The organism is Ruegeria sp. AE3, from assembly GCF_056542225.1.
In genome coordinates, this window is the sequence record NZ_JBQFZL010000020.1 from 17495 (window position 1) to 34024 (window position 16530).

Genomic DNA, 16530 nt, shown 5'->3' on the forward strand with positions numbered 1-16530 from the left:
TGTCGCGGCCAATTGGTATCAGCACACTGGTACCCTAGCCCCCAGTGGCGGAAATCAGTTCCTTGGCCAGTGGCAAGTGTGAGTAACCCAGCCGAGACGGTGTCAATCCCAATCGCAAAATCACCATATCATGAGAGGGGAAGATTCCAATGGACTGTCCATCATGCCCCCGCAACCAGACCGCATCTTCAAAAGGTGGCACATCTCCGGGTGCTTCCAGCCAAAGGTGGCCCTTGGCATATTTGCCATCCGAAGCCGCTTATCGCTGACTCATGCCCTCAGCACACGGCAAACGAACTTTACGATACAAATCCACGGTGAAGATCCTCCCTCCCTCCGTCAAAAGAAAGGGCAAAGCTGGACGACTTATTCGCGCCCGCAGCAGGGTCATCCCGCCGCTACTGTGGCAGGCTTTCTCACCGCCGTTCTCATGGTCGTCCGCCTCAGTGGAGCTGAACCTGTAGGTCGCTGCCTGTGCTCGCAGGAAGTGATCATATGCTCCTAGCATATACGGGCGCTTGTGGGCAGAACGAGATCGATCTTAACCTGTCTTATGCTTGGTGCAATTGAAGCTACAACGTTCTCAGAAGTTTGACCCTGGAGGTCAAAAACATCGTCGCGCTTGCCATCGTATCGATCCGCCCAGTCATGCGATCCGGTTTGCGCGCCAATCAGCTTTCCAGTCACACCCAACCGGTTACCAACTCCACAATCAGAACCCTCCAGCACGTAGCGGACACCAAGTTCACGGCCTATACGACGCACATCAACAGAAAGCCCTTTGTAAGAAAAAGAAGAGTTTCGGGCGACTACGAATGTCCAGGGCACTCTGGACAAGCTGGTAATAATGTCTTCGGTAATACCTTCTGCGAAATAGTCCTGCTCTGCGTCAGACGGCAGATTTTCAAACGCCAATACGGCCACTGGAGGTTTGTCAGGGCGAGATTGAGCTGCTGGGCGCGTGGTGACGAATGAAGTCTGAACAGAGTAGGCTGTCACAGTGCGCGCGATATTCTTCAGGTATTGCGATCCTATTTCTGCGAACGCAATATCCACCTTACCTATGACGTCTTCGTATACCCCCATTGAAACGATAATGCCTACGGGAGGAGCCAGACCTTCCAGCCGGGCCGCGATGTTGACGCCGTCACCAAGAACATCACCGTTGTCATCAAAAACATCACCCGCGTGAATTCCCATACGAAATTGAACCTCCGGGATTTGCCCGCGTGCCGCGTTCCGCTCAACCATCTGACGCTGCATCGTTTCCGCACACGCCACCGCATCCAAAACCGAAGAAAACTATGCAAAAAACCGTCACCGGTCTTTTTGAACAGGCGCCTGCCATTCAATCCGATATGCGGCTCCAGCGCTCTAAAGTGACCCTTGTTAGCGTGCAAAGTGGCTTGCTCGTCAGTACTGACAGCGCGCTATAGTCAACAATGTCAGCTGCGAGTATTGCCGCTAGGTGTCGTTCCAAACAAAAACCCTCCCGCGCATCCATTTTAAAGAAGTGTCACAAGGATATTAGGGGCTTCTCGTACAAATCGCTTAGGCTACGTCTCGAAAGTCGGCCGCACGATAAGGCACAATCAGTTCAGAAATCGGCGCCAGGATACCGCGTTTGCGAAGTGGGTCTACACTCATGTCGAGTAGGAGTTCATCGTGATAGTGGAACATGTGAAGCAGAAGTGTGGCGGAACGTCCCGGCCCTTCTGGCATCCATGATTGTTTCCAGGACTTTAGCGCATCGATATCGCTTTGCATGGCCTCAGCATCCGGTAGGAGCACACGACCTGCAACGACTTCCGCAAGCCATTTGGCCTGAAGCGCGAAGGTCGTCACACTCATGAAGGAGGACGCCCGACCCACGAATGCAAGGTTTGGCACCGAGGGGTGTAGGACATGCCGGTATAAATAGAACCCATCCGGCCCATCATCCAAAGAGTTGAGTATCGACTTCGGTAGATATGGGTAGCCGGTCTTCCAGCCCGTGCCGAAGACGACACAATCGACCTCAAGAGAATCCCCATCCGCAAGGTCGATTCCGCTGGAAGAGAATGCACTCACACCTGTTCGATGTGCAGAAATCTTACCAGATCGGATAAAGTCGATGAGCTCAGGACGTGGAACCATAGTTACTTCCGTAAACGCGTCGAATTCGACAGGCGTCTCAGGCATCAGGGTCTCACCACGTGCGATTTGCGTTCGCAATCGTTGCTGGGTACTGAGCAGCAGTTCTACGATACGCCAGAACAGCCAGGGCAACGGATATCCTATTGAGTGGATAGCGCGCACGATTGGGCTGGGTCTCACATACGGAGGGATCAGGGCTGCAACAAGGCGTGTCAGCATTCCCCATTTGAAAGGAAGAACACCCAGCAATTTGCGCGGAACAGGCCAGTGTGCGGTTCGGAATACGAGGTGAACCTTTTCCGCGACACCCACAGCCGAACCCGCTATATCTGTGGCACTTTTTCCGTAACCGATTACAGCGACACGACGACCTTTGAGTTGCGATATGTCTTTAAATTCGCTGGCGTGAAGGACTTCTCCTCCAAAATCTTCACGTTTGGGAATGTTCGGGACATTTGGTGTCTCTGAATAGAGCCCGGTTGCAACAACAACGAGATCGACTTCAACATCTTCAGATCCTTCGGAGCCACTAACCTCAAGTAACCACCCGTCAGTTTTGCGCTCAATCAAGGTGACGCGGGTGCCTAACCGTAAGCACTCTCGTATTCGGAAATGATCGCAATAATCCTCCAGATACTCTCGAAAGACCGGCCCCGGAGTGAAATGAGACGCTTCTTCGGAAAGCGGAAAATCCGGGAACTCGTACAGGTCCTTTTGCACCTGAACGCCAAAATCGTGGTATCCGTCCGCCCAGACACCGCCAAGGTACGGATTGCGATCAAAAACAGTGCAGTGGATCCCAACCCTCGTCAGGCATTTTGCAGTAGCAAGCCCGGAAACCCCCGCACCAATGATAGCGGCGGTTTTTACCTCCCCTACTTTCATGCCTCAGTTCCCCGTCGCAAAATTCGCGTTAAGCCCAAGAGAACGACACCCACAAGCCAGAGCGCCAGAACATAGGCACCGAACACGGTCCAAAGCGCCCATACCCACAGGCCTTGCCAAATTGTCTTTGCTTGATTTAACCCAGTCTGACCGAGGCGAGAACGCAAAATGAACAACATATTGAGCAGCCCAATCGCAGCGCCGATTGCTGTTCCAATCCAAAAGAAATCGCCCATAACAGCCCCCCAAGGCGATATCAGGATATCACGAAATCACAGTTTTAGAAAGCAAGGCGACCATTGGCGCTTTTGAAATCACAGACGGCATCGAAGTCGCCGTTGCCGTCATGCCCCTGAGAACTCGTTCAAAATCTTAGCTTGCCCGCTCGTACCAAGATTGCCCCTACAGCCTGTTTCAATGAGCTATTGGAGGAAGCCGCAGCAGCACTTGGTAGCGAGATTGGTGTCAGGAAGATACACGTCGACAAACTTTGCAAAGTCTGCTTTCTGCGCATCGCAGACCTTAGCGAGAATCCAAGCAAAAAGGCCGCATGGAACCCAAGGTTCCTTAGGGAGGCCCTTTGCGAGATTGCGCAACGCAAAGGGCCATTACCGCAACGACTAAGCCAAAAACTGATTTAATTCATCACTAAGGCAGACAATCACGCAGCGCAAAACTATGGGCGAACTACGCAAACTTATGACGTGTGCGAAGTGTTATGCGCGCACCTACAAACCGTGTAGGTGCGCTCGTAACGCTACATTGCCGACATTGATTTCATTAAAGAAAATCTTGGAACTTTGCCCATAACTCTTCGCGGTATTAGCGCATAACTTTGCACGATTTGCCCATATGTTTGCATGCTATAGAGAACTCATCGAACAAACAGACTCTCAGGCTTACCTGCGGTGCCTAAATGTTACTTACTCCCAATGGCCAGCAGACGAGCGCCAAGTGTTGGCTTCGCCATCCCAAACACTAGCGCTGACGCAAGGCGTTGGGTTTATTGCGTCGCATTTGGATCCATGAATATCTGCCACGACAACGCGTTGACGCCCAAAATCAACAACAGTCCAGCCTTGATTGAGCAATGAATGAACCTCCTCTTCAACCAGGAAGTGCGACATGCATCCGCCAGTTCCGCAGTAAAGAGATGCGGCGCTCGAACACGCAAAACCAGACTCATTCAAAACCCAGTCGCGTTGTAGATCTCCGTCGAGATCGACCCTTTCAACCGCGCCCCAGGCTATGTCAAATTGACCGTCGTTGAACTCCGCGCAGGCTCGTGCCGCCAAATCAACCCTCGCCTGCAAACCGGGCGGAAGTTGCGATACATCAGCCGCGACAGCTGGTGAGGTCCAAACAAGGCCCGAAGCAAGCACAATCCCGGCGACCAAACATTTCATCTTACACGCTATTTGGGAAGCTGGTTGGAAGGAGGTATCAATTGCACTGATCATACCTGTAGTCCCCATATTCCAGCCAGTTTGTCGAGCCTTCGCTAAAAATCAGAAACTCGGACCTGTCCTCCCCAAGCAGGGCGACGACAAATCCGGCGGGCGGCACAGAGTTTCCGAAGTAACTGTAGGCCGTCATGGCTCTGATCGACTCGCCGTTGACCGTTACTCGCGCGTCCCACTCCCCCTCTGGATTGTCCAGAATTACATATTCGATCTGGCGTTTTATCGCTCCACCACCACAATAGACGATGCCTTCGGGTGCTTCGTAGGACCCCCCCTGGCTAGTATCTGAATCGCACGCGGAACGAAGGGACCGAATTGCCGCGCCGGAACCTTTCAAGTCAAAGATTCCGTAGCTTACATCTTGATCAATCATCGACAGATTAACTGTTGCATTGGCCGCAAGCTGGTCCAGTACAAAACCATAGTCCTCTTGACTATTGAAACTGACCTCGACGGGATAGTTGTCGACGATCTGCATGGCAGCGTTTTCTGCGCCAACCTGAAATGCACCAACCTCGGTGGTGCCGTTCTTCAAAAAACGAATGGAGAGCCCCTGCTTTTCCACGATGTCCTGGCTATCCTCATATCCAGCCGGAGCAAAGCGGATACGATTACACTGAAGCTCCAGCGTCATGTTTCCGGTCTGAATAAAGGCATTGGGGTTGGGCCCGGAACTGAACGACCACTCCGCCGATGCCGTGGTTGCTATTACTATCATTAGCGCTCCAATGGAAATCGTCTTGAAACTCATTTTCTCTCTCCATTTTGTTGCGTTTCGCACTTTCATTCAGCAGAGAATCCGGCCCGCCGCCCCGGCCACCAGATCAGGAAACAGGTGCGCCGTATTCGTTTGCGCCTTCTTCCGAAGGTCGTGTCAGCCACCAGATCATCAAGATGGACAGAACCAATTGAAGAATTGAGACAACAACAATACCGGTTACGCCCAGGACTGCGGCGGGTCCTCGTAATGCATCGGGGTTTTCGGTCCCTTGCTCCAACACCGAGAAGAACGCCACCCCACCCAACATAACAAAAAGCGTTGTAATGCTGAGCGCCATCGGCAGCAGCAAATACCAGCCAGGTCGTCCTGTATCATGCAGCCTCCGCCAACCGGCGGCCAGCATAGGTATGATAACTGCAAGTTGGAAAACAAAGGACAGAACCCGAGATCCTTGCCCCGTTTCGGGGTTGGTCCCGAATATGACCGTATCCAGCACAGCTAAAGCAGCACTCACGAGAACCACAAACAAGAAGAACCACCAGTATTCTGAGCGTATAGCCCGACCGGAGAACTGGAAGTATTTCGAGAAACACGTTTTAACGGCTTCAACAAACCCCATTTTCAATCCTTTCTTAGTTTCTGTGCGAACTCAGAACGCGTCGCCGACCCAAAAGAACACATTCTCCCTTATGAGTGCTCCCACCTACCTTTTTGTTTAAAAGCAGAAGCCTATCGTACGAGAGCGTAAAGAAGTTTACAAAAAAAATATTGATTTATGAAGAATAAGATTCAAACATTCGAATTCGACACAACTTTATTTTACCTCCGTTGTGGTCGCTGCTGCTCGCTGTGCCGAGCCCTTCCGACTACTGGAGTGAGTGCTGGCGGTCGGAAGGCCTTCTCCATTGATCGAGCGTTGGGAGGACGCGATGCTTGGACTTAACGAACTAGCCCTCCCTCCAGAGTTCGCTTTAGCTTTTTCCAGTGGCGCCATTCGGGCATCACGCGTTGTTGGCGGTCTCGGCAGTCAACGAATAATCGTTCCGTCGAAAAAGCCCTCCGCGGCAGGTTTTGGGCAAGATAGTCACAGGGTCGAGGTATGTTCCATTGGCTGTCCAGATACGAGAGCTTCAAACAAGCACATCCAATTTGATTAATTTCAACGAACCCAGAGGGAGAAGAAAATGACCAACAAGATGGTGAAGATTGCGGGCGCAACTTGTTTCGCACTGCTTGCGGCCTGCGACGATACGAGTACATCAAGCGCGTCAGCCGAGCTCACGCCAGCCCAACAGGCGTGTTTGCGAGATGTAGCCAACACGACGAACAATTCGCAAGTCGTGGTGCTCTCATCCGCCTTTAGCGAGGCGGGAACACAGGTTACTGTAGGCGTTGGTGAGGATCGTGCTCCTTGGAATTGCATTGCTTACAGTGATGGCGCGACAGCTGGTATCGAGTTCCTGGGCGACGAAGGCGCATTGTGACCAGTCTGCTGCGTAGCCGAAAACGGCTGCGCAGCACTGGCTTGATCTGCTGAGGCTCGACTTGGTTTGTAGAACCACCATCATTGTATTCGCGATCCTTTACCTGTTGGCGTTGATTGCATTCTTGACGGGCACATTTGGCTAGTTGGGACAGGAAAGAGACCCTTTGTCCGGGGTGTTCCTTCTGCCGTTGGGACTGCCTTGGATACTTCTGGCGGATTTGGTCTCGGAGTCAGCCAAACCGTTGTTCGCGGCGATTGCACCAGTACTCAATCTGCTAGCGCTGGTCTTGATTTGCAGATGGGCCCGCAGTTTGCGCCAATAGTGAAGCCTGAAATCTTTTTCACCAAAAGTTTGGAAAACATGGGAAAAGTGATCTTGGGTATTGTGATCGGGCTCGTCCTCGGCGTGGTTGGGGCGATGACCCTGGGTGGCGGGGCCGCGGTGGGTGTCGGCGTTGCGACAGGCTTTTCCGCCGGTGTCTGCACCACATTGAAAGGAGCACAAGCAGAGAACCTGATCATCCCCGAGCAAGCGGATCAGGTTCTCAATCGCGTAAATTCCGAGATGGCATCACTGCAAGGAATTGGAACGATAGACGAGGTCGTCGGCAGCGCACAGGCATGCGATGAGTTTCTATCAAAGTTGAGGGATGCGAAATAAGGTTCCTGCCCACGAGGAACAGAACATCAAGGATGGACCAAAAGAGGACCTGCTTATGAAACGTAGTCTAATGAACCTTGTCACTCCTGTACTTGCGATCAGCGGAACAGCCGCGCTGGCCATGTCAGACGCCGACGACGCTTGCATCGACCATTTGCGGCAGGTTGGTGGACCAGACGGTCAATCCGGTACGATAGAAAGCTCAGAGTTCTCGGAAGCAGGTACGCTCGTCATGCTACGCGACGCAGGCGGAACGCTTTGGCGCTGCATCGCGTACAAGGATGGAAGCATTGGCGAGATGTCGGTTGTCGAGGCGATGGATGATGGCGGTGGCGCCATGGCAGGTGCCCCCGGCTCTACCGGTAACCAACGTGTCAAATTCGATGCCGGCTCCACTGGCGCCGAACTTGTTGGCCAACTCGCGCCCGGAGCGTCGCAGCAATACCTTCTCGGTGCAAAGAACGAACAGTTCCTTTACGTCCGCGTTGCTCCGCGAAATGGCTCCTTGGACTACGTCATTCGTAACCCCGATGATTCTGAACTGTTGGGATTGATGTCGGCGGACAATGAGTATCGAGGACAGCTTTGGCAATCCGGTGATCATGTTGTGGAGGTTATCAATCGCAGCAACTCTTCCGTCGACTACAACGTAATTTTCGGAATTGAATAGGTTATCGACCAGAAATCCTGGATCTCTAGTCCAATACTGCAAGGAGCGAAAAGATGAAATCCAAGGTCCTATTGGTGATAGGCACGGCGTGTATTGCTGCGCTCGCAGCATGCGATGAGAGTGGCGGATCGGTGGATGCAAGTGCACCAACTGTGGGCAGCTCTAGCGATCTTTCGTCATTTGAAGGGGCAAGAGCGGGACAGGCTGAAATGGGCATCCAGAGTCTCGGATTTGAACTCATCCGAAGCGAAGGGCTGACCTCGTACTGGTTTAACACGGATACTGGTGCATGTGCTCGGATCACAACATCTGAGGGAAGGTACTCAGATGTAGCTATGCTGCCATCAGGTGACTGCTGACACATTTTCATTGATCTAACATCCGCAATAGGGAGCACTAGTACGCATTTTGATCTGGCACATGCGGCGGTCATCGTTGTCGCTCTGATTGTTACAAACCTGGCATTGAAGTCGTCCGGCGTGATCAACGAAGAAAGCAAACACCAATGGAACTGGAAAGTTTTTCTGGCCTACTTCGTGGTCGTCTTTATCATCAACCTGGTGTGGCCAATTTAACGCTGCATGGCGGAAGGCTTATCACCCACTTGAAATGGATCTCGAGAATGAGCCGCTCCAATAGATTACAAAGTGGGAAGAGTTTGAGCATAACAGGCTAAAAAATAGAAAGGAGCTGGCATGCGGTTTTTGACGTCACTGATATTCATTGGTGTTCTTGCAACTACTGCAAATTCTGACGTAACCAGTCGAAACGGTGGCCCAAGCAACAGTCAAATGCTTTCAAAGGGTGGCGACGGAGGTGTTGATGGCGTCGCTTTCTTTCGCCCGGTCTTGAGCGGAGTTTTGTATCGCTCTGGCTTCAAAGGCGGTGACAAGGATCGAACGGGTCTGAGTAACGTTCAGCGCGAAACCCTGTGCGATGAGGGGTTTTCAACCGGGTTTTATGCGGACTTCGGCAAAAACACTCAATACGGTCGCACCAGTTGCGGAAACGGATCTTTCGACTATCAAAGCGCCAGATCCTCCCGACCCGATGCTGTCATGGCGTCCATACACGAGGTGATTGAAAACCCTGGTAAGGGCCCTGTCCTGATACACTGCATGTGGGGCGTTCATTCCTCGGGCGCATTGTCGGCAATGGCGCTCGTTCAGTTTTGCGGTTGGACGGAAGAAAGGGCCAAGGAATATTGGAATGACGCCCGAAACGGGGCGCCTTGTTCAGGCGGATGCGACAAGTGGATTGACACAAAATTCTCCAACTTCAGTGTCGACCCAAAGTTAAAAATCTCCACCGAACAAAAGGCAGCGATTTGCCCTAAATGATACCGGGAGGACTATCCAAATGAAGTTCAATCTTCTGGGGCCACTTGCTTTCATCGCACCCACTGTCTTGTGGGCGAACGACGAAGTTCTCGGTGAAGCCACAACATTTGATAGTCCCAACGGCGTTTCTGAACGTTGTATTCGGATCGAAAAAGTTCCAACGGGCGAGTACAAGAACAGCGATCTTGAGGAAGAAAAAGCCTATTGCGAGATCGATTTCTATGCCTCTGAAATTGCTATTTGCCCAAAAACCTGGAGCACCAGCCCAGGAATGGCCGTCTACGATATTTCGGAAGGACCCTACATGGGGAACCGTTCTGAATTCGAGAGAAACGCTTGCAAAGAGGGCAAGTTGGCAAAAGATCTGGCCAAAGACAGGGTGGCTAAATTCAAGTCCACCATGAACCAAAAGGGCACCAGTGGAACGTTTTCCACTTCTTCGCTGCTTTACTATCATTTCTCCAGGTATTTCGACACGACTGTCAAAGTTCCAGTCGCGGTTTGGCGCAGCATGGACGCCCAGGCGCATTTTTCCGAGGTCGCAGAGCCTGGTCTTGCGATTTCTGGTGGCTCTCATGGCGGGCGCATGAACCACGAAGGCTGGCGTGTCTTCGCAGCTGCGGATGCCGACCCGAACTCATACCAACCGACCGATGATCTATTCACATCGGATCGAACGCAAATATATGGTGTACTGCTTGATAGCCCTGGGCATCGATACGGCTCGGAAATCAACGGCACCCGTAAATCTGGTTGGGGGAAAGGCCAAAACCGTGATTTTCAGGAAACCCCCGCTTTCTTGGCTTTGCGTTCTTCAAAACCATTGTCTGAGGCCATTGCAGAGGGCGTCGGAGAAGGCCGAAAAGACCGGATGATCAACAAGGATCTCGGTCCCGATGTCAGCGACCAACAGATGGCATTTTGGATGCAAGAACTTACCGAGATTGTTCTTCTCGATTTCATCTTTAGCCAGCAGGACCGCGTAGGAAACATAGACTTCACACCCTATTGGTATTGGGTCGAAGACGGAAAGCTGAAGCATAAGAAAGCCAAGCACCATCAGCCGAATGATGGAGATATTCCCGCCGAGGCATTATTAATCCGTCGCAGCAATCTAAACGACAACGATGCTGGTGGGCGGGTCGAGTATGCTAACTTCGCGAAATCTACTCAAATGCTAGAGAAAATGCGGCACTTCTCTCCAAGCACTTACCGGCGCTTGGTTGCATTGAATAGCGACCTTCAAACCCAAGGCCCGGTTTATGACTGGCTGTCGCTAAGCCTTGGGCTTTCAGACAGTCAGATTGCACAAGCCGTCAAAAATACCGCGCTGGCAACGTCCATCCTCCAGAACAATTGTTCTAATGGTGATTTGATGTTCGACTTGGATCCTGTCGCATTCTTTTTGAGAAACGACACCGAGGTAGAGACAGTGGATTGTAATGACACGTAGGCTTTCTACGCTTTTTGCGGCGTTCATTTGGACCGCTCTGATCGCCTGCAAAGCGGCGGCATTGGATGTTATCGTCATATCGGATCTGAACGGCAGCTATGGTTCGGTGAAATACGATGCCCGCGTCGACAAAGCGATTGAGCGGGTAGTCGAGATTGATCCCGATTTGGTGATTTCGACGGGCGATATGGTCGCGGGACAGCGCATTCCCAACTTGTCAGACAAACAGGTCAGAGAGATGTGGAAGGCGTTTCACGAGGCCGTATCAGATCCTTTAGCGGCTGCCGGAATTCCATTTGCGGTCACGCCTGGAAACCATGATGCCTCCGCCTACAGTGGGTTCGAGCGTGAAAGAAAAGTATACGCAGAGGAATGGATACCAAGAAAACCAGACGTCGATTTCCTGGTTTCGGATGACTACCCGTTCTTCTACGCGTTTGAGATGCAGGGCGTAACGTTTGCATCTCTGGATGCAACGACCTTAGGGCCGCTATCCGGTGATCAACAGGACCGACTTGGGGAATTGGGTGCAAATGGAAATCCGGTTGTCACTTTCAGTCACCTCCCACTCTGGCCCTTCGCGATCCAGCGCGAACGCGAAATCATCGGTGACCCAACACTTGAAAAAATTTACCTAGAAAGCGGTGTCGTTCTGCATCTGTCAGGCCACCATCATGCCTTTTACCCAGGCTGGAAAGACGGTGTGGCTTATGTTTCCCAAGCTTGTTTGGGAGGTGGCCCGCGACGGCTTATTGGTGACAATGCCAAATCACCTCACAGCTTCACTCATGTTACGTTCCAACCAAACGGAGAGTTTGGAATAGCAGTATATCGAGGGCCTGATTTCGAACGGTCAGTAAACTTCAAGTCGCTCCCGAAAGAGATCAGATCCCCGAATGCGGTGTTGAAACGCTTAGACCTTGTGAAATGATTAGAGGTTGAGTTTCAGCTCAACTTTTTCAGGGACCAGATCGTTTATCATCTCTTCGATCCGAGCTTCCGACAATCCACCCGAGGTAATGAAAAGCAAAGAAACGCGAGATTTTCCGGGTACGTGGTGTTTTCTGACCAACTTCCAGCCAGCGTCTGCGGCCATAGCTTCAATGTCCCCGCTGACTTTCAATGAGTGCTCTTCGTCTGAAGCCTTGAGCGAAATTTCCACGCCCTTGTTTCGCCCACCGAGCCAAATGAAACACCAACACACAATCGCCACCAGTGTGGCCATCAGCGGTAAGCCCAAACCGACCGCGAGCCCAAGCACGGTCACTATAATCATTTCAACCGTGTCGACCGGGTCATCCATATTTGATCGGAACCTTAACAGAGCTCCTATTCCAAAAATCACGAACCCAATCATCGATCCGTGCTGTACGACCAGAAACCCAACCACCATGCCGACAAGCGCGTATAGGAAGAACAGTCGCGGCATAACGATATCGCTGACACTTCTGCGGGCTCTCCGCCTCACAGGATGATAGACGATCAAACCAGCCAGAATGATCGTGACGATCACATCGAGAGTGAAGAAATACAGTTCCTGTTTGCCACGAAACTGCGTCCACCGGCGTTCGATAACGATTTCCGACCCCGAAGCCCCGGCCAGCATCGTCGCAGGGTCGACTTGTGACACCGCAGCACCTGGCAACAGCAGCATCAACAACACGGTCACAAATGTGAGGGTCGTATTCAACTTGTCTTCCTTCCTGCTCACGCCAAAGGCTTACGCTTAACCAAAGGCACATCGTGCACTATTCAATTCAATCGCAACAGGCGGGATCAGGTAAAGAGATTACAGTGCATTCTTCGGACATCGTATCCGGACTGTGATACGAACGCTGATACAGGGATGTGGTCCAAGCGCGAGAGAATCCAATGACAGAAAACAGATTGTTTTTGTCAAATGCTGAAATTTCACGGTGTTTCTGCAAACTTAGACGACTTGCTTTTGCAGCCAGCTTGATTGCGGCAGCCTTCTTGCCTTGGACCGATTTTGCCTGCGCCGAAAGTGCTGGTTTGGTTCTGGTCGATAAATTCAAGGTGGCAGACAAATCAGAGGGATTTTCGGAACCTTCCGGTTTAACAATGTCTAACGCTGAAGGTTTCTTGTGGTCTGTAAGTGATGCCGAACCTAAACTGCACCTACTCGGAGTCGACGGGGTATTAGGAAACTCTTTCAAGTTGCCAGCATTGGTAGGATCAGATTTGGAGGGCGTCGCATCACGAAAAGATGGGACTGTTTTAGTACTTCAGGAAACTGATCGATCAATTCTAGTCGTTCACCCGACTGACCCCATTCAACTAACTACAATCCCTCTCACATCTCTCAAAGGCTACTCGGACGCCGCTGAATTGCTCGTCGGTAACCCTTTGAACAAGGGACCTGAGGGCATCGCCGTCGACCCGGAATCCGGGCGGGTATTCATTGGCATTGAGGGACAACCAAGGTTGTTAATGGTCGTATCACCGGAGCTAGATGAAATTGTTGAGATCATTCCTTTAGCCCGCGATGCAGGTTTCATCTCCGAGCGTGTAGATGATGATGAACTGGATTTGAGCGGCCTGGCATGGTCCCCATCTTCACGTTCTCTTTGGATTGTAAGTGACAAAGGCCGTCAAATCTTCGTCTACAATCCAGAGTCCAAGTCCATAAAGTCTATCAGTTTGACGTTCACAGAAGATGGCAAACAAAAGGAAGTTAAACATCCCGAAGGAATCGCTCTCGATGAGACCAAAGGGCTTCTCTACATCCTGACAGACGACGCCAAGAAATCGCGGCTTTATGTTTTTAATATTCCCTAATTTTGATCGCTAGAGAATGAAGCTCACACCGCCACGATAGCTTCCGCAAGTTGTTGCAGCTAGCTTACCACTCCTCTTCGTTGGTCCACCCTAATCAGAACCGAACGCTTAAGTTTGCACCGAGACCATGCTCTTGGCCGTTGGAACGAACTGAATAACCATACCCTGCCGTTAGTCTCGCCAGATCAGAAATCTGATAGCCCAGTCCAAGCCCGAGAACGAAGCCATTTGCTCCTCGATTTTGTCCGACTTGTGTAAATGTTCCGAACAATGGACTTGTAACTGTGATTCCGTGCTCACTATCCTTGTTGGCAAAGAAGTCATATTCATACCGGGCGAAGGCGATTGGGGTCAGCAAACCACTCTCTGTCAAGAAGTCCCGTTGGTAGTCAACTCCAATGGAGGCGACCAGAGACTCTGCGTTCGCTTTTTCAATCGAGTAGTTGAAATCACCACCGCCGGTCTCTGTGCCTGAACCCTGTTGAATACGCCCGTAGTTCACTCCAAAAACCGTAGAAACCCTTGCACCGCTGTCCAGGTTAAACAGCTTCCGTGCCTGGATACCGGCATGGATGCCCTCTTGGTCCAAATCAGACTTTGCCTCGCCTCCCGTAAAGCCATCAACAGAAGGGTTATTCCGCTTGGCGTCGGTTTCACCGAACATGTAACCGATCAGTCCGGAGAACTCCCAAGTTCCGGTTGTTGTACGCCCATAGACGCCCACATGATAGCTGTCGGTCGAAAAATCCTGATCGACTTGATCGTGTTCATCCATGGAGGATGTCCCAAAACCTGCGTAGACGCCGACCACACCTCTATCGGTGCTTGCGACATCCGCTCCGACCAAAATGGTGCCCAGCGAATAGTCGAATGTCCCGAGGCCGTTACTTCCATCAACGTCTCCGCTCACATAGGCCGTGTCGATCCACCAGCGCCGATCAGAGCAGTCTATTGCGCCGCTCGGGCTCTGGGCCAAGTCGATGTCGCCTGCTGCAACGGGTTGATCCTCATTGCTGAAGCCAACTGCTTGATACTTGCGGCAGTCAGCGTGGCTCAGCACTGTGTTAGTTATCAGGTCAAGTTGCTCCAGCCCCACGGTCAAATTAGAGGAATAGGGTTCTGCGTGCACACGATTAAACCCAGCCAAACCTGAATTGGTAAGCGTGTTAACGGTATTACCCAAGGTTGAGCCATTGGTCAGATTAGTTCCAGGTGACGTGTTTGTGGTGTTAGCCACCGCACCAGCAAGGTTGCTTGCATTGGGAGATCCAACAACTGATGGATGTTGCGGTAAACTCGAGACGGGGAGAGTCGAAAACGTTATGTCGATTCTACCGTCTGCGGTTGGCGTGTTTGAGATACTCAGACTGGATAGGGCGGGCAAAGATCCTCCGGCAACAAGAGTTGGGGAGTTTCCATCGAAACTCGAGGCTTGAAAAACCGTGTAGTCGTTGCCAGCTGCATAGTCCTGCGCAGTCAGGCCGGGACGAGCGGCTTCGACTTGTATGGTGGCGCGGTTAATCCCTGTCACGGGCCCGCTGGATGACACCAAGTCGACTTTCTGACCGGCCGTCGGATCGACTTCGCTCAAAAGTCTTGACCCAGTTTCAAAAGCGATTCCGCCACTATTGTTGAGCGTACCAATTGAAAAGCCCGGCGAAAGCACCCCTCCGTTCTTAACTGTGAAGTTGAATGCGTTCACGCTTCCCGTTCCGGCCAACGTGCCAAAATTCTCAAAGTTTACGGTGTTCAAACTGCTTGCGGTATCGAGGCGAACAGTCGTGCCTGCGGCTATCGCCATATCGCTGGTTGAGGAAATCGAACTATTCGTCAGTGTGAAATCAGAAGCCTCAGCAACCCGAGTCTGAAAATAGTAGGCTCCGAAAACTACTTCGGTGGCTCCCATAACGGTCAGGTTGTCATAGGTTAGCGGGCGGTCGGACTGGAAGTAGACTTCAGTGGGGTCGATATTCGCGCCGTTGAAGGGAGCGAACGTCATTGATCTGCCGGAACCAATCGAAGTTCCAATGAGGTTCACTCTGAGCTTCCCGTTGATGTTTGTTGCCAACGCTTCCCGGGAGACAAAGTCTCCGCTACCCGCCGCGACATCGACATTCAAAAGTGTTAAAACTGAAGCATTGCTTGGAACGGTATTTTGGCCCGGAACATACAACTCAATTTCACCTGAGGAAGTAATTGAGGAGTTTCCAATTGTAAGTCCTGTAATGGGTCCGTTTGGGATCGGGAGACACGTACGTTCCGTCATTGAGATTGTTTGATTAACGCGAGTGCTTTCAGATCCAGAAGCGTACTCTATCCGGGGAGAACCTAATTCCACGCAGGCCTGTGAGCTTTGGGCTTGTACTTTGGTTGGCGACATCAAATAAGCCAAGATTAAGAATGCGATATTCGCCAGAGTGATGCGCTGAGCAATTCGACTTAGTGGGAACGGCCTATTGTTTGTCACCAACTTTTTCCTCTCGCGGTACAAGCGACGCTACCTCAACTTAGGACTTGAAAAACAGAGTTTATCTTTATGGATTTTTTGTTGTGGCATATTAGCAAGCTCACAACACGGGAAGGTCTGCGCAATGCAGACCTGCTCGTGCATTTACTGCGAGGCATGACAAGCCGGGTTTTACATTCCGACCATATCCACCTTTGCATAGAAGCAATCGCAAAAGGTCAAGCCTTGAAACGATTTTCCCGAGCTTGATGGGCGCTGAACAGCGCCATTGAGTATAGGCATGGATCATTGGATTTCGGGGTCGGTAGCTAAGATCAATGCAGATGCTCACCGCTCCGCCGATACGCACCTTTTCAAGCTAGGGTCAGGATGCATTGATTTCCCGAGCGCTGCGTGTTTCACGGCTCTGAAAACAGAGCGGTGACATGAGCAATCCTTTCTGGCTGACC

Annotated in this window: 14 protein-coding genes; 6 read left to right on the forward strand and 8 right to left on the reverse strand. The window is 51.5% G+C overall.

Features of this window, described 5'->3' with window-relative positions; translation table 11 throughout:
- Positions 1-501: 501 nt before the first annotated feature.
- The 6 genes from ACR0NZ_RS19350 to ACR0NZ_RS19375 all read right to left on the reverse strand — a co-directional run bounded on the left by ACR0NZ_RS19350 (position 502) and on the right by ACR0NZ_RS19375 (position 5824).
- Complete coding sequence (locus ACR0NZ_RS19350; protein ID WP_480521189.1) at positions 502-1263, reverse strand: adenylate/guanylate cyclase domain-containing protein; 762 nt, start codon at positions 1261-1263, stop codon at positions 502-504.
- A gap of 288 nt (positions 1264-1551) precedes the next feature.
- Complete coding sequence (locus tag ACR0NZ_RS19355; RefSeq protein ID WP_480521191.1) at positions 1552-3021, reverse strand: flavin-containing monooxygenase; 1470 nt, start codon at positions 3019-3021, stop codon at positions 1552-1554.
- Positions 3018-3257: a hypothetical protein gene (locus ACR0NZ_RS19360; RefSeq protein WP_480521193.1), complete on the reverse strand. Its 240-nt coding sequence runs from the start codon at positions 3255-3257 to the stop codon at positions 3018-3020. The genes ACR0NZ_RS19355 and ACR0NZ_RS19360 overlap by 4 nt, the downstream gene beginning before the upstream one ends.
- Before the next feature lie 687 nt (positions 3258-3944).
- Entirely contained in the window at positions 3945-4481 is a 537-nt protein-coding gene (locus ACR0NZ_RS19365; protein ID WP_480521194.1) for a hypothetical protein, read from the reverse strand.
- Positions 4465-5235, reverse strand: a complete 771-nt coding sequence (locus tag ACR0NZ_RS19370; RefSeq protein ID WP_480521196.1) for a hypothetical protein — start codon at positions 5233-5235, stop codon at positions 4465-4467. The genes ACR0NZ_RS19365 and ACR0NZ_RS19370 overlap by 17 nt, the downstream gene beginning before the upstream one ends.
- A gap of 73 nt (positions 5236-5308) precedes the next feature.
- Positions 5309-5824, reverse strand: coding sequence for a DUF805 domain-containing protein (locus ACR0NZ_RS19375; RefSeq protein WP_480521198.1), 516 nt, complete (start codon positions 5822-5824; stop codon positions 5309-5311).
- A 565-nt stretch (positions 5825-6389) separates the two neighbouring features.
- Between ACR0NZ_RS19375 and ACR0NZ_RS19380 the strand changes: the two genes are divergently transcribed.
- The 5 genes from ACR0NZ_RS19380 (at position 6390) to ACR0NZ_RS19400 (ending at position 11746) form a co-directional block, all read left to right on the forward strand.
- Positions 6390-6689, forward strand: coding sequence for a hypothetical protein (locus tag ACR0NZ_RS19380; RefSeq protein WP_480521200.1), 300 nt, complete (start codon positions 6390-6392; stop codon positions 6687-6689).
- Between the two features lie 201 nt (positions 6690-6890).
- Positions 6891-7352 (forward strand): hypothetical protein, encoded by a 462-nt coding sequence (locus ACR0NZ_RS19385; RefSeq protein WP_480521202.1) that lies wholly within the window; start codon positions 6891-6893, stop codon positions 7350-7352.
- A gap of 55 nt (positions 7353-7407) precedes the next feature.
- Complete coding sequence (locus tag ACR0NZ_RS19390; RefSeq protein WP_480521204.1) at positions 7408-8022, forward strand: hypothetical protein; 615 nt, start codon at positions 7408-7410, stop codon at positions 8020-8022.
- Positions 8023-9381: 1359 nt separating this feature from the next.
- Positions 9382-10815: a hypothetical protein gene (locus tag ACR0NZ_RS19395; protein ID WP_480521206.1), complete on the forward strand. Its 1434-nt coding sequence runs from the start codon at positions 9382-9384 to the stop codon at positions 10813-10815.
- A 61-nt stretch (positions 10816-10876) separates the two neighbouring features.
- Positions 10877-11746, forward strand: coding sequence for a metallophosphoesterase family protein (locus ACR0NZ_RS19400; RefSeq protein WP_480521208.1), 870 nt, complete (start codon positions 10877-10879; stop codon positions 11744-11746).
- Here ACR0NZ_RS19400 and ACR0NZ_RS19405 read toward each other — a convergent pair whose 3' ends face one another.
- Positions 11747-12505, reverse strand: a complete 759-nt coding sequence (locus ACR0NZ_RS19405; protein ID WP_480521210.1) for a hypothetical protein — start codon at positions 12503-12505, stop codon at positions 11747-11749.
- 182 nt (positions 12506-12687) lie between these two features.
- Between ACR0NZ_RS19405 and ACR0NZ_RS19410 the strand changes: the two genes are divergently transcribed.
- Positions 12688-13614, forward strand: a complete 927-nt coding sequence (locus ACR0NZ_RS19410) for an SdiA-regulated domain-containing protein (RefSeq protein WP_480521212.1) — start codon at positions 12688-12690, stop codon at positions 13612-13614.
- Positions 13615-13708: 94 nt separating this feature from the next.
- On the opposite strand, the gene ACR0NZ_RS19415 is transcribed toward ACR0NZ_RS19410, so the two are convergent.
- Positions 13709-15787, reverse strand: a complete 2079-nt coding sequence (locus tag ACR0NZ_RS19415; protein WP_480521214.1) for an autotransporter family protein — start codon at positions 15785-15787, stop codon at positions 13709-13711.
- Positions 15788-16530: the final 743 nt, after the last annotated feature.

What these genes read in the sequence shown, in the direction of transcription:
- ACR0NZ_RS19350 (WP_480521189.1), bottom strand. Translation starts at nt 1,263, where the DNA reads ATGCAGCGTCAGATGGTTGAGCGGAACGCGGCACGCGGGCAAATCCCG.
- ACR0NZ_RS19355 (WP_480521191.1), bottom strand. Translation starts at nt 3,021, where the DNA reads ATGAAAGTAGGGGAGGTAAAAACCGCCGCTATCATTGGTGCGGGGGTT.
- ACR0NZ_RS19360 (WP_480521193.1), bottom strand. Translation starts at nt 3,257, where the DNA reads ATGGGCGATTTCTTTTGGATTGGAACAGCAATCGGCGCTGCGATTGGG.
- ACR0NZ_RS19365 (WP_480521194.1), bottom strand. Translation starts at nt 4,481, where the DNA reads ATGATCAGTGCAATTGATACCTCCTTCCAACCAGCTTCCCAAATAGCG.
- ACR0NZ_RS19370 (WP_480521196.1), bottom strand. Translation starts at nt 5,235, where the DNA reads ATGAGTTTCAAGACGATTTCCATTGGAGCGCTAATGATAGTAATAGCA.
- ACR0NZ_RS19375 (WP_480521198.1), bottom strand. Translation starts at nt 5,824, where the DNA reads ATGGGGTTTGTTGAAGCCGTTAAAACGTGTTTCTCGAAATACTTCCAG.
- ACR0NZ_RS19380 (WP_480521200.1), top strand. Translation starts at nt 6,390, where the DNA reads ATGACCAACAAGATGGTGAAGATTGCGGGCGCAACTTGTTTCGCACTG.
- ACR0NZ_RS19390 (WP_480521204.1), top strand. Translation starts at nt 7,408, where the DNA reads ATGAAACGTAGTCTAATGAACCTTGTCACTCCTGTACTTGCGATCAGC.
- ACR0NZ_RS19395 (WP_480521206.1), top strand. Translation starts at nt 9,382, where the DNA reads ATGAAGTTCAATCTTCTGGGGCCACTTGCTTTCATCGCACCCACTGTC.
- ACR0NZ_RS19410 (WP_480521212.1), top strand. Translation starts at nt 12,688, where the DNA reads ATGACAGAAAACAGATTGTTTTTGTCAAATGCTGAAATTTCACGGTGT.